The 22636-nt window shown below is 43.7% G+C and carries 18 protein-coding genes; 5 read left to right on the top strand and 13 right to left on the bottom strand.

The genetic code is table 11. From position 1 onward, the window contains the following. The 8 genes from G3569_RS18735 to G3569_RS05085 all read right to left on the bottom strand — a co-directional run. Positions 1-1526 (bottom strand): methyl-accepting chemotaxis protein (locus tag G3569_RS18735; RefSeq protein WP_276611303.1); only part of this gene is annotated, 1526 nt, incomplete at its 3' end. 341 nt (positions 1527-1867) lie between these two features. Continuing rightward, complete coding sequence (locus G3569_RS05115) at positions 1868-3601, bottom strand: sodium:solute symporter family protein (protein WP_165266738.1); 1734 nt, start codon at positions 3599-3601, stop codon at positions 1868-1870. Positions 3602-3724: 123 nt separating this feature from the next. Continuing rightward, positions 3725-4879 carry an aminotransferase class V-fold PLP-dependent enzyme gene (locus G3569_RS05110; RefSeq protein WP_165266736.1) on the bottom strand — a complete coding sequence of 385 codons (1155 nt, stop codon included), beginning with the start codon at positions 4877-4879 and terminating at the stop codon, positions 3725-3727. Between the two features lie 63 nt (positions 4880-4942). Then, complete coding sequence (locus G3569_RS05105; RefSeq protein ID WP_165266734.1) at positions 4943-5617, bottom strand: WbqC family protein; 675 nt, start codon at positions 5615-5617, stop codon at positions 4943-4945. Positions 5618-5699: 82 nt separating this feature from the next. Further along, a complete protein-coding gene (locus tag G3569_RS05100; protein WP_165266732.1) occupies positions 5700-6932 on the bottom strand; it encodes an IS3 family transposase in 1233 nt (410 codons plus the stop codon). A 32-nt stretch (positions 6933-6964) separates the two neighbouring features. Beyond that, positions 6965-7456, bottom strand: a complete 492-nt coding sequence (locus G3569_RS05095) for a four helix bundle protein (RefSeq protein ID WP_205720041.1) — start codon at positions 7454-7456, stop codon at positions 6965-6967. A gap of 83 nt (positions 7457-7539) precedes the next feature. Next, positions 7540-8457 (bottom strand): DDE-type integrase/transposase/recombinase, encoded by a 918-nt coding sequence (locus G3569_RS05090; RefSeq protein WP_165266730.1) that lies wholly within the window; start codon positions 8455-8457, stop codon positions 7540-7542. Positions 8458-8471: 14 nt separating this feature from the next. Next, positions 8472-8756 (bottom strand): transposase, encoded by a 285-nt coding sequence (locus G3569_RS05085; RefSeq protein ID WP_165266728.1) that lies wholly within the window; start codon positions 8754-8756, stop codon positions 8472-8474. Positions 8757-9045: 289 nt separating this feature from the next. On the opposite strand from G3569_RS05085, the gene gltX reads away from it, so the two are divergent. After that, entirely contained in the window at positions 9046-10530 is a 1485-nt protein-coding gene (gene gltX / locus G3569_RS05080; RefSeq protein WP_165266726.1) for a glutamate--tRNA ligase, read from the top strand. 84 nt (positions 10531-10614) lie between these two features. Here gltX and G3569_RS05075 read toward each other — a convergent pair whose 3' ends face one another. Beyond that, the gene (locus G3569_RS05075; protein ID WP_165266724.1) at positions 10615-11607 is read right to left on the bottom strand and encodes a hypothetical protein; all 993 of its coding nucleotides are present in this window, start codon (positions 11605-11607) and stop codon (positions 10615-10617) included. Between the two features lie 456 nt (positions 11608-12063). Between G3569_RS05075 and G3569_RS05070 the strand changes: the two genes are divergently transcribed. After that, positions 12064-13782 carry a Na+/H+ antiporter NhaC family protein gene (locus tag G3569_RS05070; RefSeq protein ID WP_165266722.1) on the top strand — a complete coding sequence of 573 codons (1719 nt, stop codon included), beginning with the start codon at positions 12064-12066 and terminating at the stop codon, positions 13780-13782. Positions 13783-13873: 91 nt separating this feature from the next. On the opposite strand, the gene G3569_RS05065 is transcribed toward G3569_RS05070, so the two are convergent. Then, complete coding sequence (locus G3569_RS05065) at positions 13874-14653, bottom strand: NRDE family protein (protein WP_165266720.1); 780 nt, start codon at positions 14651-14653, stop codon at positions 13874-13876. 99 nt (positions 14654-14752) lie between these two features. Between G3569_RS05065 and G3569_RS05060 the strand changes: the two genes are divergently transcribed. From G3569_RS05060 to G3569_RS05050, 3 genes are all read left to right on the top strand, one after another. After that, positions 14753-17380 (top strand): PP2C family protein-serine/threonine phosphatase, encoded by a 2628-nt coding sequence (locus G3569_RS05060; RefSeq protein WP_165266718.1) that lies wholly within the window; start codon positions 14753-14755, stop codon positions 17378-17380. A 36-nt stretch (positions 17381-17416) separates the two neighbouring features. Next, a complete protein-coding gene (locus G3569_RS05055; RefSeq protein WP_165266716.1) occupies positions 17417-17917 on the top strand; it encodes a thioredoxin family protein in 501 nt (166 codons plus the stop codon). A 73-nt stretch (positions 17918-17990) separates the two neighbouring features. After that, the gene (locus G3569_RS05050; RefSeq protein ID WP_165266714.1) at positions 17991-18647 is read left to right on the top strand and encodes a metal-dependent transcriptional regulator; all 657 of its coding nucleotides are present in this window, start codon (positions 17991-17993) and stop codon (positions 18645-18647) included. Here the strand turns inward: G3569_RS05050 and G3569_RS05045 are convergent. The 3 genes from G3569_RS05045 to G3569_RS05035 all read right to left on the bottom strand — a co-directional run bounded on the left by G3569_RS05045 (position 18601) and on the right by G3569_RS05035 (position 22608). Beyond that, the gene (locus tag G3569_RS05045) at positions 18601-19095 is read right to left on the bottom strand and encodes a thioredoxin family protein (protein ID WP_165266712.1); all 495 of its coding nucleotides are present in this window, start codon (positions 19093-19095) and stop codon (positions 18601-18603) included. The genes G3569_RS05050 and G3569_RS05045 overlap by 47 nt on opposite strands. 8 nt (positions 19096-19103) lie before the next feature. Then, entirely contained in the window at positions 19104-21329 is a 2226-nt protein-coding gene (locus G3569_RS05040; RefSeq protein WP_165266710.1) for a TonB-dependent receptor, read from the bottom strand. 181 nt (positions 21330-21510) lie between these two features. Continuing rightward, positions 21511-22608 carry a PepSY-associated TM helix domain-containing protein gene (locus G3569_RS05035; protein ID WP_165266708.1) on the bottom strand — a complete coding sequence of 366 codons (1098 nt, stop codon included), beginning with the start codon at positions 22606-22608 and terminating at the stop codon, positions 21511-21513. Between the last annotated feature and the right edge of the window lie 28 nt (positions 22609-22636).

Raw genomic sequence — 22636 nt, 5'->3', positions numbered from 1 at the left:
CCGCGTTCGGTACTGTCTTGTGATTTTTGAATAAGTTCTGAAGTATCTTTAGCGGCTTCTGCACTGCGTTGTGCCAGGTTCCGAACCTCTTCGGCCACTACGGCAAAACCTTTGCCCGCTTCTCCTGCTCTTGCGGCCTCGACGGCTGCGTTAAGAGCCAGCAGGTTTGTTTGGAAAGCGATATCATCAATGGTTTTAATAATTTTGGATGTCTCCAGTGCTGATTCTTTAATCTCTTCCATGGCTCCGGACATGCGATCCATCGCTTCAACTCCTTCTTTAACCAGAGGTTTAGCCCGTTTCATGGCTGTTTCTGCCTCACTGGAGTTCTTATCGGTTTGGTTAATTTGGGCAGACATCTCTTCGAGTGAAGAAGTAGTTTCTTGCAGGCTGGCCGCCTGTTCATTCGCGCTTTCGGCCAGTTCCTGGCTGGAGCTTGAAAGCTGGGCGGAAGAAGAGTTAACTTGCTCGGCCCCGTTTTTGAGGCGGTCAATAATCTGTTTTAACGCCGCGGTTGTTGAACGGCTGGTCCACGAACTTAAAGCCAGGGTTCCCAGTACCGCTATTGCAACTCCAATACCTAAAATCCAGATGAAGCTAGAGACGGTGGCATTGGTGATGTTCCCTTGCTCATTTGCATTTTTGCGGGCAACCGCGTTCATATCAACAGCTTCCCAATAAATGCCTTGGTTGCCGTCAAAAGCTTCTTTGCCTCTATCAATGAGGGCTTTACGTGAGCTGATATAACTGTTTGTTGCCTCAATATTAGTAGAAATATTTGAGATCACATCTTCCAAAGAAGATTTGCCGGCCTCCGATACCGCGGAGTTTCCGTACAAGGTCTCCAATGATTGCTTTGTTTCTTTCAGGCGTGGAATTACATTTTTAAGCTCGTCAATGTCATCACTGTTAACAGCCGTCCAGAACTCTTTTCGACTGTCTGTAAACTTGCTCTGTAATATAGCTGCTGTTGTAGCTTGTTCGCCTTCAAGCGTATTGATCGCCTCTTGCCAACTTTGGTACGCTTGCTTAAAGGTATCTTTCGTCTTTTTCCTATTGGCAATAGTACGTTCAGTTGTCTTGTGGAAACCTATGATTGCATCTTTATAGGCTTGGGCAGCAGACTTTAGGGTACTAATTCTGTTACTCAGATTGGGTAGGTTCTGTTGTTCGGCCAGATTTTCAGATTCTGTTATTACGCTATCAATCTTACCGAAATACTTCATCATGTAAGCATAAAGCTCTTTGTCATATTTGACCTGATAGCGGAGATGCGTAAACCCAATTTCTGCTACATTTTCTTTTAATTGGGTTGAAAGGCGCCACTCGGGATGGTGCGCCTGTTCTAATGTATCGGAGTAGCCATTAATAGTAGTGAGTGAATAAATGGCGAATAATCCCAAAACTAATGTAATAACAGCTCCAACCGCTCCCAGGAAAAAGATCCGTTTGCCGATGGTTTTATCGTTATCACTGCTGATCGTGCTAGATCTAAAATCCCCTAATAATTTTTTTATAAAATCCATATACCTAATAGCTGATCTATGTTTTAATTGTATACGTTAACGGGTACTGCTGAGCTGGGTTTATAGGTAGGATAGGTAGTAGAAACTACCACTTTTAGTACATATATCACCTCTTATCACTACATTGATTGTATGCAATGAGTCAAAGAAGTAGTTGACTTGAAGGTACCCCGAAGTCAATATGTAGTAATCACCTAGCCTAAATACATATGTAGTACACTCCAACACCTCGAATTTGTGGAGGAGTAAAAACCCTTAGACAGGGTTATCGGTGATAAAGGATATATCTTAAACGAGATTGTTACCGGGAGAGTAAACAGCTATCGCTATTTCAATGAGGGCTACTTTTTAACGTTATCCCATAGTACACTCACCCCGATGCCAACGAATACGACAACGGCCGTGCCCAGGGGATTTAGCCATAGGTATTCTATAGCTTTGTTATAGGCTTCTGGGACTTCTGCCCACGGCATGATGAGGGACCATGAGTCGGTTTCGGCTTGTTGATAAATTCGGTCAAAAATAAAAACAGTGCTCATGCCTGAGATGAGTCCTGTTAGGGCACCAACCCCGTTTGCCCGCTTTATCCACAGAAGCAGCACAAAAACACCCAGGATAGAACCGTAAAAGTAGCTCCCAATTTTATTGACAAGTTCTATAATGGATCTTGTTTCTCCTAAGGCCAGGGCAGCAAGGGTGGCCAGTATCCCCCAAAATACGGTGGTGTAGCGAGAGAACTTTAAGTACCAGCTTTCATCCCGATCGTGCGGATCAAGACGTTTAAGCCAATCAACAATAGAAATAGTAGCCAGGGCATTAAGTTCACTGTCGATACTGGAGAGGGCAGCAGCAAAAATTCCGGCGACAATAAGGCCGATAACCCCAATGGGAATTTCATGGAGAATAAAATAAGGGAGAATATAATTGGTGTCGTTTAGGGAGGATTGGGTTATCTTTTCTTGTCGTTCTAATTCCGCATTACGTACTTTCTGTAGCTTTTTATCGGTCTGGCGAAATTGATCAGCATTTTTGATCGTTTTGTTTTGCAGAAGATCTTGTGCCGATTTCTTTCTTTTATTATGAAGTGCTTCGTAGTTACGTTGTAGCTGTTTGCCCTGTTGTTCAACTTGGGGACGTTCGGCCACCGGTTCAACACTGCGAAAGGTAATAGGGGCAGTGCCGAAAATATAGAATACGTAGAGCATTACGCCGAGCAGGAGAATGAAAAACTGCATCGGGATTTTGGCATAAGCGGTAAGCAGCAGCGATTTGCGGGCATCTTTGAGGGATTTGGCCGTGAGGTAGCGCTGCACCTGGCTTTGATCGGTACCAAAATAGGAGAGCATCAAAAAAAGTGCGGCAATAACGCCAGTCCATATGTTATACTTTTCGGTGATGTCGAAGCTGAGATCCAAGGCATCGAGCTTACCTAGAGTACCGGCCAGGTAGAGCGAATCGCTGAGGGTAACACTCTCGGGCAGTTCGGTTTGTATCCAAAAGAAACAGAAACCGAGGCCGAATAGCATGACAGCCATCTGCTTAACATCGGTGCGAATGACTCCGCTTATGCCCCCTACCATTGTATAAAGGGTAGCGGTAATGCCGATGATTAAGATGGTCGTAGAAAGGGGGATATCCAGCAGAAGGGCCAGCACATAGGAGGGGGCGGCGATGATGATACCGAGTCCCAACCCCCTGGATAATAAAAAGAGCAGGCTGGTGAACAGGCGCGTGGCAAGCCCAAAGCGTTCTTCCAGCACTTCGTAGGCACTAAAATTTTGCAGCTTGTTAAAGAAAGGAACGAGCGTGGTACAGAGGATAATCATGGCAAAGGGAACAGCCAGGTAGATCTGTACAAAACGCATATCTTCAACATAGGCCTGGCCGGTGGTGCCTATAAAAGTGATGGCCGATGCCTGGGTTGCCATTACAGACAATCCCATAGCCCACCAGGGCATAGAACGGTTGGCCAGGAAGAAGCTTTCAATGTTCTCACTCTTTTTCCCGTGCCGGGTACCGTCCCAAATGGTATATCCCAAAAAAGCGATAAGAACAAGCCAGTCTATCCAGTGCATATGCTCTAAATGGGATAGTTAAAGAAGTAGGTGAACAGGCCCAGCAGTAAGATATACCCGAGGCCGAAAGCGAAAACGAGCCAGTAGTTTTGATCTGATCCTTCTTCCATAAGTTAGATGAGATTAGTTGTCAGCAATAGTTTGTAAGGTGTCGAGGAGCGCAGCTATATCTTTATCATTGTTATATACGTTTGGAGCAATGCGCACAGCAGAACCCCGCACCGATACGTGAATCTCTCGTTCATCCAGTTTGTCCTGTAGCTTTGCAATCGACAGGTTTTCGGGTAAACGAATACCAAACATGTGATGCCCTCGCCAATCGGCATCTTCAATTTGATAGCCGTAGTTGGGCAGTGTTTTTACCAAGTCTGAAGTTAAAGTTTTGCAATAGCGCTGTATCTCTTTGGGCTTCCATTCTATAATCTGTTTGAGTGCTTCTATCATCATGGGTACTAACACAAAGTTGCTTCGTTCGCCCATGTCAAAGCGTTGGGCGCCGGGCTGGTATTGGTCTTCGTAATCAACAAGCCCGCTAAAGTCTTCACTGTTTTTGCGGGTAATCCATCCTTCTTCAAGAGGCACGCCGTTTTGTAGTCGCGGACCAAAGTATGCCAGGGTCATTGCATACGGTCCCATCAGCCATTTGTATCCGGCACAAATAAGGGCATCAGGCTGAACTTGCTGTACATCAAAGGGCAGGGCTCCTACTGATTGCGTTCCATCAATGATAAGATAGGCTTCATGATTTCGGGCAAGCTCTCCAATTTGTTGTAGGTCAAACAGGGTGCCGTCGGCCCAGTGTACATTGCCTAATGCAACGACAAGTGTGTCTTCAGTTATAGCTTCAGCAATGCGTGTATTCCATTGTTGGCCGCGCTGGTCAAATCCGTTCGGTGGATCAACTATTTTTAATGTACAGTCATGTTGTTCGCAAAATCGCTTCCATACATAAACGTTACTGGGGAATTGCTCTCCGGCAATAATAATCTCATGGCCTTTGGCAAGATCTATATTTTTTGCCGCTGTTGCCAACCCATACGATACGGCAGGCATAATTGCGATATCATCTTGTTTGGCATTGACCAGCTTCGCAAAAAGGGCACGCAGGGTATTGCTGTCATCAAAGAAATGGTGTGGAGTCACTTCCCATGGGTACCGTTTGGATAGGATTCCGTTGATGCCGGCCTGTTCTACACTTTTTAGCAACGGCGAAAGAAAGGAACAGTTTATATAATGATGGCTTTCGGGCAGTTCAAAAAGGTGCGACTGACATTCCATTGATCAAGTTATTTAGCGGGTTAAGTTTATAAACAGCAACTTTTTTAAACTAACATTTAAGTTTTAATCTTCAACTTTTAATTGATCAGAAATACGAAAGCTTTCCGGTCCGAATTGGAATAATACATCCAGGATGGAACAGCCGGCTTCGAAGCCGGCAAAATGTTGATGATACTCAGGATGATCAAACTGTAGCTTGACGTTATAGCCTTCGGCCTGACGTTGGTAGTGCCGGCTGTCGTATTCCTGTAGCAGAGAATCAGCCTCCAGTTGTTGAGCAAGTTTGTCTGGGTCAGAAGTATAGTTGGGCAGGTCACTGGAAAGTTCGTACCCAATTTCTATTTCCATAAAGCTGAGTAGTCGCTTTTGGATGTATAGTATAAATTCCAGCAAAGAAGTGTAGTCATAGGCGGATTGGAAGTCAGCCTTAATTTCAGGTTCGTAAAAGTCGTAGTAGATGCTGTTTCTGTAGTTGTACTCAATGGTGCGTAGCAGAGGGGTAACCCAGTCTTCGGAATGGTCCATACGCACATCTTTAATCGCCTTTTTTCGGTCTTCGGTGCGGATAGGGATGTTGATCCACTGAGTGCCGTTGGGGACACGAATTTTAGCGCGATGGGTACGGCTTTTTCGGGACCACCGTTCCAGGTCTTGCAGGATCAGCCGGTCGGCCTGTAGCATCACAGATAAGTCGTAGAGGTTGGGAGCAAACTGCGGAAATAAAAGAGCTAGAGTCATACTATTTTGTGAAACGTGATGCGTAAGTCGTGATAGTTTTACTTATGTCCTTCCCTGGAATAGGTTGACCGTTATTAGTGATTTAGTTTACATAAACCATACAATATGGTTGTTTTTTCTGCCTGTCAATACTATTCAGACATTTTTGGTTAATCGGTGGCGTTCGGTGTGAGCAAATAGCTTCCACCGGACGCTTCCGAGCTTCTAAACTTGCCCATTCCTGCTCGTAGGCCTCCGGGGCCTTCCGTCCCAGCGCATTATGTTGGCGGATGGTATTATAATCGGTTACTGCTTGGCTGGCCAATTGCTTTAACTGTCGGAAACTTTTCGGTTGTTTCGGCAGCAGGTATTCATTTTTTATGGTCCCGTTAATACGTTCGGCAAAGGCGTTATCCTGGGCAACCTTCCCCATGCTAATGGGCATCTGATGGCTTCGTAGCAACGCCAAATAGCGCCCGTCAGTATATTGGGACCCCCGATCGGAATGGTGCACCAAGTCCTTCAGCTGGTGCGCCTCCCGGCCAGCTATGGCCTGCTTTAGGGCTTTTACATTCGCTTCGGCTCGCAGACTTCTGCTGGTGGCGTAGCCTACAATCCGGCGGCTATATACGTCAATAATAAAGGTCAGGTAGTAAAACCTGCCCCCCACCTTAATGTAGGTTATATCGCTTTGCCACACTTGGTTGGGCCCTGTAACCACGCGTCCTTCGATAAGATTTTCGAAGACCTTATGGGCGGGAACGGTTGTGCGCATGTTATTTCTGGTGCGCCTGACCCCATATCCCAGCTCCATCATTACAGCACAAAACCGATCGCGCCCCATCCCTTCCGGCTGCCGGGCTTCGCGCTTAAAATGAGCCCATACTGCCTGTTTGCTCACTCCGGCAGCAGTATATAACGCATTCAGCGAATAACTCATGAGGTCCCTGTTTTCCCGGAACCATCCGATGGTTTCGTAGAAGAATTTTTTTAGATCCAGCCCGTATTCCTCTTCGGCCAGATCCATCATTTTTTCATAAAAATCCAGCTTTATTTGCTTCTGCCCCAGGGCTCGCTGCAGGTCAGCTATTTTTTGGTGTAGGTCTTTGAGTTTTTTATCGGTGCTATCAGCCATTTCGACGACGGTTATGGTAGGTTTGTCAGTGGAGGAGAATTTATGGATCCACCGGTAAATACTTTGTGCACTCACATGATACAGCTTTGCCAGCTCTTTTACCGTATATTTCCCTTCTCGAAATTCCCTGACTACGTTACGGCGAACTTCATCGCTGAACTGCCGCCTTCGTTGTAGTTTCCTTTTAATACGTTTATTCATCGTTTGTCCTTGTTAAAACCGGTCAACCTATGTTAGGGACGGACATTATTACTTTTGGGTATTGGAATATCAGAAATAAAAGGGTTTATATCGTTAATTGTGTAATCAACATTAGGCTCCCTTGCATCATGAGAAGATCGGCGTTCTTTGATCATCGTAAGAAGCAGTTTTGTTATTTTTGTCAGAATCTTAATTCTGTGGTTGACAATCTTATCTCCCAAGATATGTCTACTCTTAAAATACCAATCTTTAGATTCTCTGGTTGATCCTAGTGCAATTTCATAAAACCGTGCTTGTTCTTTGTAAGAGCGTCTTGAATATCCTTCGGTTATATTTGCACTTATCGATCCTACAGAACGGTATAGCTGATCGGAAAGTGAGTAGAGTCTTCCATCAATAATAGGTCTTATATCTTCCCAAGTGAACTCAGACAGATATAGAGAGATTCTATAGACTTGCAGAGTCCAAACGCTATCATGTTTTAATTCTGATGGGACCTTTTTAATCCATTTTTCATAATCCATAATTTGCCTCAGTACTCTTAGTGCCTTAGTGGTTTACACATAAGTAAGGGATATGAGCCCTTTATTTTGAACCAATATGACGACTAATTTGGACTAACAAGCTCAGCCGATATTATTTTTCGGTTTGTGATTTTTTTCAGGTTCTTTGACGGTGTCTGGTACTCTATTCCCGAATGCCGCCGATGGAACAAATAGTACGTGAACCGGTCGGTTAGTAGTTTTCGTAATTCTGCGATGGTCTCAACTTGCTGCAGGTAAGGCGTAAACTCCACACTTATTCTTCCCCACAACGATTCAATCCAGCCATTGCCTCGGGCTCCATTTTCAGAATAAGATAACACGGCCTTATCCTCAATTAATATTTCACGGGCCCAGCGATAGCTCCGGAAGACCGGATCCTGGTCTTGGTGGATAATCGTGCCTTCCATCGACAGGTCAAGCCTGCGGTAGGTTTCCCGCACGCTCTGCAGGGCTTTTAGCGCCAGCTGAGTGTTGGCCGAGGGGCCGACCGCCCAGCCCGGAATCCAGCGGCTAACCGGATCTACAAATGCAATTAGCCAGCTTTTGCTGCCCTCCGAACCGAACGACAGTTCGGTAAAGTCGGTGGAGAGCATCTCGAATGGAGCAAAACTTCGGCCGGCTACTTTATTCATCCTCCCCGCTGCCTGTGCATGTTTGATAGCCTGGTGGAGCTTACTCGGTGGTGGAGCGCTTACCGAACGCTTCACTCCCAGATCCTCCTCAGCCAACAGGCGGCGCAGTCGTTTATGGTTGACCGTTTGCCCGGATCGCTCGATAACTTCCGGCAGCAAGCGTCGCCATCCATAATCGGGATGGTCAGCGATCGCCTCGTTTAAATGCTTCCTGAGCTCCCGGTTCGCCTGCCTGCGGGGAGTCTCCGGAGGATTAAGCCACCAGTAATAGCTACTTTTAGCAATCCCCATGGCTTCTAAGGATCGATTTAATCCATAGCGGCCCGAATGCGTTTTTATCAATTCCATTTTTTCCTCCCGGGTCAACTCTCGTCCAAAAAATTTTTCAACATCGCTATTTCAACCTCCTTTTGACCCAATAGCCGTTCCATCTGCTTCAGCTTCTTTGCCAGGCGTTGGTCTTGCTTCTTACTGGAAAAAATCTGCGGACCTTTCTCTTTGAACTCTTTTTTCCAATTGGATAGGGTCACCGGATGAACTCCATATTTTCGGGCCAGCTGAGAATCACTGTACTCATTGGTGAAGCTTTCCAGTACCAACTGAAATTTAAATTTAGAGGTATATCTTTTTCTTTTTGATTTGCTCATAACAGGTATGTCTATTTATTGAAACATATCTGCTGAGACTTGTAATTTCCAATAAATTTCTTAGTCTACCAAGTGGTTCAGGATTAGGGGCCCATCTCCAAGACCCAAAAACAGCTCAATACTTACAATATCACTATTCCCAATCTTCATGTCTCACGCATTACGAATCACGCATCACGTTTTACGCGTTACGCCTCACTCATCACGAATCACTCATTAGCACTACTGCTACAGAAGCCTTATTTTTACGCACGCCAAAAAAGAATTTAAAATAATAGAGACTAACTTTATGGAAGGTAGCGTACGAGTACGATTTGCGCCGTCCCCCACCGGTTTTTTGCATATCGGTGGATTGCGAACGGCACTTTACAATTATTTATTTGCCAAAGGAAATGATGGCACGTTTGTATTACGTATTGAAGATACCGATCAGAGCCGCTATGTAGAAGGCGCTGAAGAAGATATTAAAGAATCTCTGAAGTGGGTAGGCATGGATATCGATGAAGGGCCCGAAAATTCCGGCGATGTAGGCCCCTACCGCCAGAGTGAACGCAAAGATATCTATGAAGAGTATGCTGAGCAGCTGGTAGAACAAGGAAATGCCTACTATGCTTTTGATACTCCTGAGGAGCTTGACCAGATGCGCGAGCGCCTGAAGAAGTCGGGTAATCCATCACCCAAGTATGATGCTATTACACGCATGTCGATGAAAAACAGCCTTACCCTTCCCGAAGAAGAGGTGGAGCGTAAGCTGGAAGAGGGCGAAGAATATGTGATACGTCTGAAGGTGCCGCGTCGCGAAAATATTCGTTTTGAGGATGAGGTACGTGGCTTTGTTTCTTTTGAAAGCAAGGGACTGGATGACCAGGTACTTATTAAATCTGATGGGATGCCTACCTATCACTTGGCGAATGTAGTAGACGATCACCTGATGGAAATTTCACACGTTATTCGCGGGGAAGAGTGGCTCAGCAGTACACCCAAACATATCCTGATGTACGAATATTTCGGATGGGAACCGCCCAAGATGGCTCACCTTCCGTTAATTATGTCGCCCAGTGGCGGTAAGCTTTCCAAGCGTAAGGCCGAAAGTGAAGGGATTCCTATCAATACGAAAGATTATATTGAACAGAAGTTTGAGCCCGAAGCACTTGTTAACTTCCTTGCCTATCTGGGATGGAGCCCTGGTGATGATACCGAAATCCATTCTATGGATGAACTTACCGACCTGTTTTCATTAGATCGGGTAAGCAAAGGCGGCGCGGTGTTCGATTATAAAAAGTTGATTTGGTATAACGAGCATTACTTGCGTGAGAAACCAGCCGACGAACTATTCCCACGGGTAAAAGCTATTGCCAACGAGCATGGCATAGATCCCGATGAGGAGTATATGAAAGAGATTATTCCGCTTATGAAAGATCGGGTAAGCAAAGTTGAAGACTTTGTGACAATGGGTAAGTTTTTCTTTGAGGATCCCGAAGAGTACGAAGAGCAGGCAAAGAAAAAGTGGAAAGATAATAGTGCCGAACTGCTACAAGCGTATGTAGATGAGATCAAAGAGTTCGATGAGGATGACTTTGAAGCAGGCAAGCTGAAAGATAAAATCAAAGAAATTGTTGAGGCCCATGACGTGGGGTGGGGACCGCTAATGATGCCTCTTCGCGTAGCTGTTTCAGGAATGGGATATGGTCCCGACCTGACGCCAACGCTCGAACTTCTGGGCAAAGAGACTACGGTACGACGAATCGAGACTGCAATCGAGAAGTTGGGTTAATTCTCAGTACCAAGAAATTAAACCTGACAGGTTTCAACACCTGTCAGGTTTTTTTATTGATGTCGCTCTTGATAAAAGTACTTTTTAGGGAAGGTTCGCTATCGCATCTGTTAAGTTCTGCTCAGATCCGAGTTGTGTTTCTCCAATGGTGAATGTATAGATGTCATCTTCTTCTACCGTAACTGCTTTAATTGCATAACGCCATTGTCCATCTTCTTCACTTACAAAAATAACGTGCATTTCTAAGCCCACAGGTATTTGCCCGTAATGCTCTGAGAAGATACCGCTGTTTTCATCAAAGGTATCCAGGTTAGCCAGCGCATTGCCTTCGCCGTCGTAAGAAAGATACACTGCTGAATTTTCAGCATCATAACCTTCGGGGGGACGAACTTGCAGTGTGGTTTTAGGTCGTGGATCAGAATAAAACCGATCTACATTGGTAGCACCAAAGTCATGTGGAAACGCATAGTAAGTATTGCCTTCTGTAAATACGCGATTTCCGTTGTCACCGCCTGCGCCCGGTTTACCTTCTTCTTCATCCCAGGCAAGGTTACCATCTTCATCAACCGTACCGGTCCATAGTGTCATTTCTGGGTCAGGTCCGCCTGTTAAATCTGTGGGAATGGCCAGCTGAATGTTGTTGCAGGATGCTTCCAGTTCTTCTCCGTTTTGTGTGGCTTCAATAAAAAATGAACCACCAGAGACAAGCATCTTTTTGTTACCCGTGGAGTCTACTCCCATTGTAGGTTTATTGGTGACAAGCATGTTACTTCGTTCAAAAAGTTCAACGTATTCTAATGTTGCTGAGCCACTTGCTGCTTGTCCATCTTGGGTGAGGCAGCCCGAAGGGATATTTAAGTCAACACCATTTTCAGATGTGAAAGAGATGCCATCCTCAGCATCGAAGTCGTGGGTTTGTTTCCTGGATTCCCAGGCAGCTTCTTTGAGAGCATTAAACTCTTCTGCTGATGGGGGCGTAATAACGGGATCAGTATTTGTAGGCCCTTTGTCTGCACATCCATAGAAACTAAATATTGCCAGTGAAGTAATAAGAAACAGTAACTTTGAAAATTTCATAACAGTAAAGATTTAATTGAAAGTTGAATCACAGACCATTTTTTAGTCCGTTTAGACTGTGTTACACACTGGTGGCAGGGGGACCCCCAAAGCTTTTTTATATTTTTTTGAGGAATTGAAGAAGGATTGAATTTAGTACAGCTAAAAAGCTACGAAGAAGCATGGTATCAGGGAGGCAGGGAATGGACTATCGATCAGAGTGCTTTGTAAAGTTTCTTATCAATTTACGTTGAGTATAGCGTGTATACTTTCTGATAATAGAGGAAACGCAGTATTAATTTTTTTTGAAGATAGAACAAAAAAATGCTGGTTTATTCTATTTGTTTCGTTTTTTTTATAAAGATGAAAAATCAGTCGCAAAAAAATCTGGCAAATTTGCATAGAGATTGTATTTTCACTCATCAATTAAGGATAATCCAGCATTCAGCTGAAAATAGTTAATCAAATAAGTATCGAATGAAGCGAAAAGCACTATTTTTCGTAGCAGGTCTGTTAACACTATTTCTATTTTATAATTTTGGTTTTGCCTCTCCTGATGCTGCAGAGGCTGCCAGTAGCGGTATCACGAAGGGAAGTTGGCTCAGTATTGTGCCCCCTCTTGTGGCTATCGGAATAGCACTGATCTTTAGGCAAGTATTATTTGCACTCTTTTTGGGGATTTGGTGCGGAGCCTTTTTGGCCGGGGATCTGAGTTTCGGAGGTGTTTTTACCAGTTTTTTTACGGCACTTGATGGATATATTGTACCAGCCACAGCCGATACCAGTCATATGAGTATTATCATCTTTACCATTTTGATTGGTGGTATGGTCGGGATCATTACAGATAACGGGGGGACTCGCGGTATTATCGCTCGTATTACCAATTTTGTACGTACCAAAGTGCATGGGCAGTTGATGACCTCGCTAATGGGATTTGTGGTATTCTTTGATGACTATGCCAATACCATGGTGGTGGGTAATACGATGCGCCCCTTAACCGATAAGCTCCGGATTTCCCGGGCCAAGCTCGCCTACCTTGTTGATGCCACCGCAGCTCCTGTTGCAACTATTGCGCTGGTAAGTACCTGGATTGGGGCCATGGTAGGATTTATCGCCGATGCAGAGTCCAAGATGCCCAACTTCAATGAGTCGGCTTATGCGGTTTTCCTTAATTCCTTGCCTTATAACTTCTATGCCTTCTTTACTATTCTTTTTGTGATCCTTATTGCATGGTCGGGGCGCGATTTTGCTACGATGCTGACAGCGCGTATTAACCTGTATAAGGCCAAGCACAATCCTAAGCTAGATACTTACAATCTGTGGAAAGACAAGATTGAAGATGATGAAGAAACAAAGAAAGTATCGCACTGGACCAATGCTGCTATCCCGATCTTAACGCTTATTTTTGGAACGGTAGCTGGGTTATTTATTACGGGGACAGGAGATTCTGTCCAGAGTATTATTGAGACTGCAGATTCGTATAAAGCACTGCTTTGGGGATCACTTATATCTATTGCCGTTGCTATTGTGATGACGCTGGCTCGTAACCTGTTGGAGATTGAAGAGATGTTGGAAGGCATGATGGAAGGGATGCATACCATGTTTGATGGGTTATTGATTTTGGTACTGGCTTGGGCACTAAGTGCTATAACAGTTGAGCTAGGTACAGCTGATTACCTGATGAATGTATTTGGAGAAACTCTGAATGCTTATTGGCTGCCTGCTATTGTACTGGTGCTTTCTGCTCTTACTGCTTTTGCTACCGGTTCCAGTTGGGGGACAATGGGAATTTTGATGCCCTTGGTTGTACCTCTGGCTTGGGAGATCGGCAATAATACGGGACTGCCTTACGATATTACAGCTGAAATTATCTATGCAAGTGTGAGTTCGGTACTGGCCGGTTCGGTTTGGGGCGACCACTGTTCTCCTATTTCGGATACCACCATTTTGAGTTCCATTGCAACCCAGTGCGATCACGTGGAGCACGTGAATACCCAGTTGCCTTATGCGATGATAGTGGGAGTAATAAGTATTTTGAGTATGATTGGGATGCTGGTTGTCGGCATTCCTTGGTGGGTTATTTATCCCTTAGGCGTGGCAATAATAGTAGGTATTATTTTCAAGTTTGGTAAAATACCCGATCCCGAAGAATATGCTCCTGAAGGCGAAGAAGCTGCTTCTACTTCATTAGATTAGTAATCGTATTATTGCCATAGCACGAGCGAGACGCTCGCGCTATGGCAAATGAATTTTTCATTAAATGGCGCTAGCGTCTCGCTAGTGCCATTTAGTATATGTTGTCATTGGTAGCAAACTCATATCGGTTTTCATCTTGTATTTGTTGGGTGCCGGGGATAAAGCGTCGTTCATAAAAAGTGACATTTCCACTTTTATCAACAAGTAGAACAGTAGAGCAACGGGTACCGTAATGATCACTTTTAATAAAAACTGGGGAAATCTTCTTTTCTATTTCTATAGGTATGCCGGTATCAGGGAGCTGGTTTGTGGGAGCTTCTCGATCATCAGCAAGTATTTCGAAAAGAGTTTCTTCTGATACCTCACCATTTTTTATTGCATCACTTAACCCTTCTTTTGCACGGTTAACCTTTGGCCAAGAGGTATCAAGCAGATGGTTACTTAATCCATAAATACCGGAATCTAACAGTTGAATTTCATTTTGCTGATTAGAGTAATAACCTAAGTGATCCGGTGATCCTGTTAATAAGTTAAACCCCATAAAATGATTCGCTTTGGAGTCGATTTTTCGTAAATATTGGGCGGGATGTTGATTATTTTTAAGAAAATTCAGCACCAGCTGCCCCCTGCTCGGTGGATCTTCTTTTTGAATTGTTGGGTCGCGGTAGTTTGTTAGGGCAGAAAATTCACCTTTATTGTTAATCCCCATCCAAGTGCCCCCGGCCTGTAAGTCTTTGCCGGCTAAAATATAGGGATGTTCATCCCAAAAACGCGCTGCTCGAGTGGGACGTGTGTATTCTTCATCCCGGTTTGCTGCAAAGATTAAATCGTAGGTGGGATGTTGTTTATATGAAAAAACGATGAGGCACATATAAAAATTAGTGTATTTGATATAAGAATTTTTCGAAACAATTTGGCATATTCGTGCGTGAACTATTCATGAACAAACTTGCCGTCTAAAATACGCTGTATGTCGCTATTAAATAAAAATAATGCTTTTGCCGTTCAGGATTACATTTTTGTGGCGGTAGGTTTGCTTTGTGCATTTGGTTTCTTTCTCAGTTACCCATCGCAGGAGCCACGGAATGCTATTTCTACCGAACTTGAACGAAAAACTGCTACTGTTAAAGCGGTAGAAAGTCTTAATAGCATTGGTTATAACACAGAAAGTCTTCAATCTGTTGTAACATTTGAAAGTAATAATGATCTGTTAAATAATCTGCAAAAGTACTTTGGCCGATCAACAGCTATTGATACCCTGGCTGCTTCTATGCACCCGGATATCTATCCTTACTTTTGGCAGATGAGTATTAAAAGGATAGAAGGGAAAGGTTTTGATTCGGATGGACCGCCCATGTTTAATGAACATACTGCCGTACATTTAGATGAGCAGGGAGATCTTATTGAGTTTATTAATGATACCAATATATTGCCTGAACGTTCAGTGAATCGCGATGCTATTGTTGCCGCCTTTGAAGCAGACCCCGACCTGAAATTGTGGAAGAGCCTGCCTGATTCGGCCTGGAAGCGTATCTTACGTTTTGATATTGACAAAGAGTATGCGGTACGCAAGACCAAAGCTGATACCTTGAATGTTAAACGTTCACAAGGGGATGCCCACACCTACACAAAAGAAAATATTGAAAACCTGGCTAACTATCATATCAGCCAAAGTGGGTGGACTCTAAGTAATTTAAAATTGTCTGATATACAGATTGAAACTATTCATTCGCAAACAGTAGCTGCAGTAGAATTTAAAAATAATAAGCCGCTTTTAGGTCAAGATGTTGTTTTAAATCTTACCATATTACCTACTGGGGCATTAGTAGAGCTTGATGCCAGCTACAATCCGAACAGTGAGAGTGAAGGCTCTGCTCTGCCGTACCCCTTAGAATTAATACGTGCCGGAATTATCTTTTTATTTGCTCTGGCAACGATAATCCTTTTTTACTTCAGAATACGGTTACGGGCAATAGATACAAAACCGGCACTGGTTGTCGGGGTTATTGGGGGGCTTGTTATGGGGAGTATACTATTTCTGCAACAATGGGCTTCCACCCCTTCTTTACAAAGTTTAGAAACATCTGAGGTAGTTGCAAGAGCTCTACAAATTGGTTTTTTAGGAGCCCTAAGTTCCATTGTCTTTTTTGCTGCTTTTGCGGTCGGCGATTCTTTGGTTCGACAATATTGGCCCGAGAAGTTGTACAGTTATGACTATTTGCGGCAGGGAATGTTTTTCAACAAGCCTATCGGTGAAATGATTCTGCGCTCCGTAGTATTGGCATTTATTTTGTGTGGCCTTTGGAGTGCATTGCTTGCTGTTATACCTGAACTGCAGTTCAATATTGAACGCACCTTCTTACATTTTGAGGCGGCTTGGGCACCGATTTACCTATTTACCAGTACTGTATGGTTTAGTTTACTTCTTATGATAGGGGTATATTCAATAGTGGGGACGCAAGTATATGGTTTCTACAAGAATAAGTGGTTGGCTGCAGCCATTATGGCTTTGAGTATTACGATAGTTTCGCCCTTTATTCAGCAAATGGTACCTACGACACATGAATTTATTATCGCAGGTATCTATGGGGTTGTTCTTACTGCCATTTTCTTGAAGTGGGATATGCTTACAACCCTGTTTACCCATTTCCTTTTAATATTGATGTTGGAATCTGCCACCGGATGGGTAACAGCCAATTCCCCGGACCTATACGTTTTCATTGTCTTTTGTGGATTCTTGGTATTCAATATTGTTGCAGGAATGATTTTTGTGACCAAGGGGGAAGAGCGTCAGTCGTTACCCCGCTTTGTTCCGGAATATGTAGAAGAGTTAGCCCAAGAAGAGCGGATAAAACAGGAGCTTGAAATCGCTCGTGAAGTACAGCAATCGTTTTTGCCGGTACAAACCCCTGAATTTGAAAACCTCGACTTAGCTGCTATGTGTAAACCCGCTTACGAAACAGGGGGAGATTATTATGATTTCGTAAAGCTGGGTGATCACCGCCTAGCCGTTACTATTGGTGATGTGAGTGGCAAAGGTATTCAGGCCGCTTTCTATATGACTTTTATCAAAGGTATATTACATAGCCTGTGCCGCGAAATTGATTCTCCTGCAGAAGTGCTTAAAAAAACCAATCGGCTGTTTTATGATAATGCACCTAGGGGTACCTTTATCTCATTGGTCTATGGTATTGTGGATATGAAAAAAAATACCTTCCACTTTGCCCGGGCCGGTCATAATCCTATCATCAGGATTAATGCAGAAAATCACGATATCAAGGAGTTACGTCCTCGGGGTATTGGGATCGGGTTAACAAAGGGTGCTTCTTTTGATGATAATATCGAAGAGCTGGAGTTGGAACTGGGAAAAGAAGATTTGTTGGTATTATACACCGACGGCATTGTAGAAGCCCTGAATGAAGGCCATAAGTTTTATGGCACATTACGGTTGAATAATATACTAGTGGAGCATAAGAAGCGTTCTGCTCGCGATCTATTAGAGGTGTTATCAGGTGATATTTACACTTATATTGGAGAAGCAAAGCAACATGATGATATGACCATGGTCATCATAAAACTTGATAAAAGTGATACATAATAATGGTCATATCTGTACTCTTATAATATTATGATTATGAATAAACGTTTTTTTCTTATAGTTATTTGTTTTCTCTTTGGCATTAATTCGATGGTTTTGGGGCAGTCTCTGGACTGGATTGCACTGGGAGAAGCACAGGAAAAGGCTGCTCAAACCGGGAAGAAGGTTTTTATCTTTGCTGAAGCTGAATGGTGTGGTTATTGCAAAAAGATGAAGAAACAGGTGTTTCCCCAACCGGAAGTGCAAGAGAACATCAAGAAGTACTTTCATCCCGTAAAAGTTGATATCGAGTCAAATGAAAAGATAAAGTTTGATGATCAGATGGTATCACAACGTAACTTTGCACAAAAATTTCGTATTCAGTCTACGCCAACTATGATCTTCATCGATTCTGACGGTAAAATATTGGGCACCCAGCCCGGTTTTATGCGAGCTGAAATTTTTGATAAACTGTTGTCTTATATCGGCGCAGAGTACTACAAAGAGATGGGAATAAAGGCATATCTTAAAGAGCAGGGAGTAAGCATAGAAAAGTAAGTTTTCTGATGTAATCGTCTCTCTTAATTAATATATTAGCAGTGATTTAGAAATTGCCATCAATTAAAATATTATGGTACTGAGCCAAGCAGTTGAAGATTATTTAAAAACCATATACACCCTCGAGGCCGACGGCAACAAGGCTACGACAACCAAGATTGCTGATGCGCTCGAAGTATCATCTGCTTCGGCTACGAATATGGTGAAACGGCTGGCTAAAATGGGGTTGGTTGATTATGAATCTTACAAAGGAGCTTCTCTCACTAACTCAGGGAAAAAAATTGCTCTGGAGATTGTCCGTCACCACCGGTTGCTTGAACTTTATTTGTTAGAGGTGATGGGATACTCTTGGGATGAAGTGCACGAAGAGGCTGAAAAGTTGGAGCATCATATCTCAGAACGTTTTGAAGATAAGATTGCCAAGCTGCTCGATAACCCTACTCACGACCCGCATGGCGATCCTATTCCAACCAAAGAGGGATTAATGCCTGAAATGGATGCTTTGCCCCTAAATGAGGCGGAGAAAGACCAAGAGTACATTGTGAGTCGCGTTAAAGACCAGGATCCGGAGCTGTTACGGTACCTGGGGGAGATAGGTCTTCTGCCGGGAATCAAGATAGAAATAAAAGAAAAAGCACCTTTTGAGGGCCCCATAACTATGCAGGTTGAAAAAGGGGAGCAGGTTATCGGCCATGAAGTTGCGCGCAACATTTTTGTTGCTGAGCTATGACCTTCCGTACATTTTGCAGGATCTGCTCAAGCTTGTTGGCCTTACGAAAGCCTGACATATGAAGTATATATTCCCCTTTGGCTGAGAGGATAACAATGCCAGGCACAGAATTAACCCTGAACTTTTGGGCTAGTTCTATAGCCGAATATCTGCTCCCCTTAAAACGATAGCTATCTTCGTTACTGTCTCTATTGATACGTGTAAAGATGAAATTTTCTTTAACAGTTTCTGATAATTGAGGATAGGTCTCATTTTTCATCTTATAGCACCAGCCGCACCAGGGAGCCCAAACATCTATAACAACAGGTTTGCTTTGTTGTTGAGCCTTGTCCAGTGCCTCCTCAAAAGAGTGCCACTGTAGCTGTTGGGCGTTCACAGCAGTAGCTGTTCCCCAAAGCAGGAGCAGCAAAGTAAATCCCAAAAAATATGTGCGGCGTGTAGTGTTCATAATAGTAATTACCTGATGTTAAGACGAGCACCTAGCGAAAATGTACGCCCTATTACAGGGCCCCAGGTATAGATGGTATCAAATTCGGGGCCAAAGGGTGTTGACGCATCAACAAGCGGACTCCCTTGCGTATAATCGAAGATGTTTTCTGCAGATATATAGGCTTCAATACCCAAGCCGTTCTCACTGTTTACGTTGGTAAACTCTTTGGTCACTTTAAGATCATGGGTTGTATAGGTCGGCGACCATTGGTCACGCCCAAAGTTTTGCACATAGTTATCGGGCATGCGCTTTGGACCAACCAGGTTACCGGTATAGCCGATCTGTAGGTCCAATGCCCGTTGCTGGTATGTGAGTCCCCACGAACCCGTGTAGTCGGGTGCATAGGTAAGGGCTTGGCGCTGGCCGTTTTCTTCAGTAAAAACATCCATCAAGGTAAAACTCATGTTGTAATTGATGGGGAGGACAGTAAAGTTTTGCTCGGCTTCGATTGAAAAACCTTGTGTTACTGAATACCCATCCAGGTTTTCGTATACAATAAGGTTGGGATCCTGGTCGTAGTCAGGGATAATCTTATTTGAGAAATGGGTATAAAATCCGTCGAGGCTCAGCGTAAGCGGGTTGCCGGAAAATGGCAGGATATGGTTTATACTCCCTGTTATGCTGCGTGATTGTTCGGGATCCAGGTTTTCAGCAAATACGACTTCTCGTGAACCGGTTAGGGCTGCATGATCCTCGGTGAAGACATTAACAACACGAAAGCCGGTGCCCCCACTAAGTCGGATCGTCGTATTATCACCGGCACTGTATTTAGCCGACAGGCGTGGAGCAGTAACAAACCCATGTTTTTCATGATGGTCAATGCGGAGTCCGCCGAGCAGTGTTAAATCTTCTAAGGTGAATTCCCCTTGCCCAAATATTCCCGGGATGAAACGCTTATCGGTACCGCCTGAAGTGGCGGGGGTATTGTCATCGTAGGTTTGATATCGTGCGGTTAAGCCGGTTAATAGCGTGATGTTGTCTGAAAGCGATTGGTCCCAAGTGGCTTGTCCGTAAATAATACCTTGCTCTGCATCGTAGTGTTCGGTGCCATAAAAGCTGTCTTGGTTATGGTAGGTTAGTGCTCCACTGATACGCAGTTGTTGATTTAGTCCTGCAGGCCGATAATCAGTAAGAAGTTCGGCGCGTTTTGTATAGATCGATTCCCCATAAATTTTGTTGGATCCGCGTAATCCATGGTTAAACGATCGAACACCGCCCGTACGGTTCTCGTCATAATATTTAGCGGCGAAGTTTAGCCGCTGTTCTCCGGTTTTCCCTTCCAGGCTTCCCTTCCCGAAGAGTGATATACGGGATCGTTTGGCAACATCATTAAAACTATCGCCATTGTTGTCAAAATAGTTTTGCATGCGGAGCAGGTTGCCGCTTACAAATCCTTTGAAGCGTTCAGATTTCGGAGAAGCTGCTAGGTTAATATTGGTTTCTTTGGTGCTTTTAGCATAGACATCCGCAGAAAAAGCGGGTGTAGTTCTGGGGTTTTTGGTGATGATATTTACAACACCGCCCAAGGCTTGCGTGCCATATAAGGTAGACTGCGGGCCCTTGATGACTTCAACTTGGTCAATAATAGAAGGACTAATGCCATTAAGGCCATAGACACTGGCCAGAGCTCCCATTATGGGCATGCCGTCGATAAGAACAGCTGTGTTGGGACCTTCAACGCCATTAATACGGATGGCATTGGTACCACAAACGCCACAGTTCAACTGGGTAGACAGACCACTTACATTGCCAATGAGATCCATAATGTTGGAGCTTGTTTTGCCCTGTTGCAATCGCTTAGGCGTAACAACGGCAACTTTTACGGGTGATTGTTTTACAAAGGTCTCGCGCATAGTACCGGTTACAACAACCTCTTCCAGCTGTTCTGTTTTAGACTGCAGTTGGATATCAACGGTGACGGTTTCAGAGGCTTTAATGGTAATTTGCTGAGTGTGTTTTTTATAGCCAATTGCCGAGACGGCGAGAGTATACGTTCCTGTTTTAATATTGTTCATTGTAAAGCGCCCTTGCTCATCAGAAGGGGTGCCTTTTTGTATTTCTGACAGGGTGACGTTGGCGGCCGCTACCGGCCCGTCATTGCTTTTAATAGTACCTGTCAGCGTTCCGGATTGAACTTGTCCAAATAGTGCTAAAGGAAATAAGAGAAAAAGTAATAGTAAAAAACGATACATAGGTTGATAAAAAATTGGTTGTTTTAATTAGATAATAACTTAAGGCTAGTTTAATTTTTAGTCAAGACTAAACTTTGTTTTTATGGTGACTATTCCTTTTTGTTTAGGGCAACAAAAAAAGCCCCGAATCTTTTTAGATATCGAGGCTCAAAAAATATTTCAGAAGTAGGAAAGGGCTGGTTTAGGCAGCTAGTCGTTCTTTTTGTCTATTTTGTTTAATAGTTTTCTTTTTACTGTTTCGTTTTTGCCAAATAATAAATCCGGTAATGGAGAGAATAGCAGGAGCTATGCCAAAGAGTGAGTAGAGTATTTTAATAATTATACCACCCCAATTTCCAAAATGCAGGGGGTAGATAAAACTAAGCAGATGCATTTCTATTGGTTTATCTTTAATAAAGAAGGCATGTACCAGTGTTCCATCGTTGGGGTTAAATTGCAGGTAGTTTGAAAAGCGGTAGTGTATCGGCCAGTCGGTATCCGTATGCCCGTAAAATCTTATGGTACCGCCTTCTTGTTTGGGCAGCATAAGATATGACGGATCAAAACCGGGGTATGATTCTACTGCTTTGTTGAGTAATGAATCGATTGAAACATTAATCGAAGGTGGATCAGGTATTGGTTCGGGGCCCTTGGATGTAAGGTGGGCACTGACAATAGTAAAGAGAATAATGGTGCCGGTGAGGGCCGTAATGAAGTTAAATAAAAGTGCCCATACTCCAATAGTACGATGTAATTCTGAGGATGTTGATTTCAGATCACGAAATCGCGGATAAATTTTGAATGTACATACACGCCATATTGCTTTACGATAAAACCAGATTCCGGTAATAAGTGATCCGATAAACATAAGAGCTGCCACAAAGAGAATGGTCTCACCAATAACACCGGCATGTAATGAGTAATGTAGTTTTAACATCCAGTGGGTGAAGTTGGTTTTGCTGGCTTTGTCTAATAGTATCTTTCCTGATACGGGATGAAGATATAAGTATCGCCGGTCGTTTGGCCTGCGTATTTCAGCTTCAATAACACGGTTAGCTTGCTCCGGAATATTTGTAAACCGTATTTCCCAATTGGGGTGGGTATTCACAATTGAGGAATAGGCCTTATCCACAGAAACAGGTTGGGTTGAGTTGGGCTGCGTAATTATTTCGTGATTGATCAGATCATCTATCTCATCATCAAAGACGATTATAGAACCGGAAATGCCCATGATGAGGATGAAGATGCCAGCCAGAAGGCCCAGCCACTTGTGGATGGAAAGAAGGTTTTGTTTTACCATATTATGAAGTGAATATAAAATACAGCCC

The organism is Fodinibius halophilus (assembly GCF_011059105.1).
GTDB lineage: Bacteria > Bacteroidota > Rhodothermia > Balneolales > Balneolaceae > Fodinibius > Fodinibius halophilus.
This window is presented reverse-complemented; position numbering and strand designations above follow the sequence as displayed.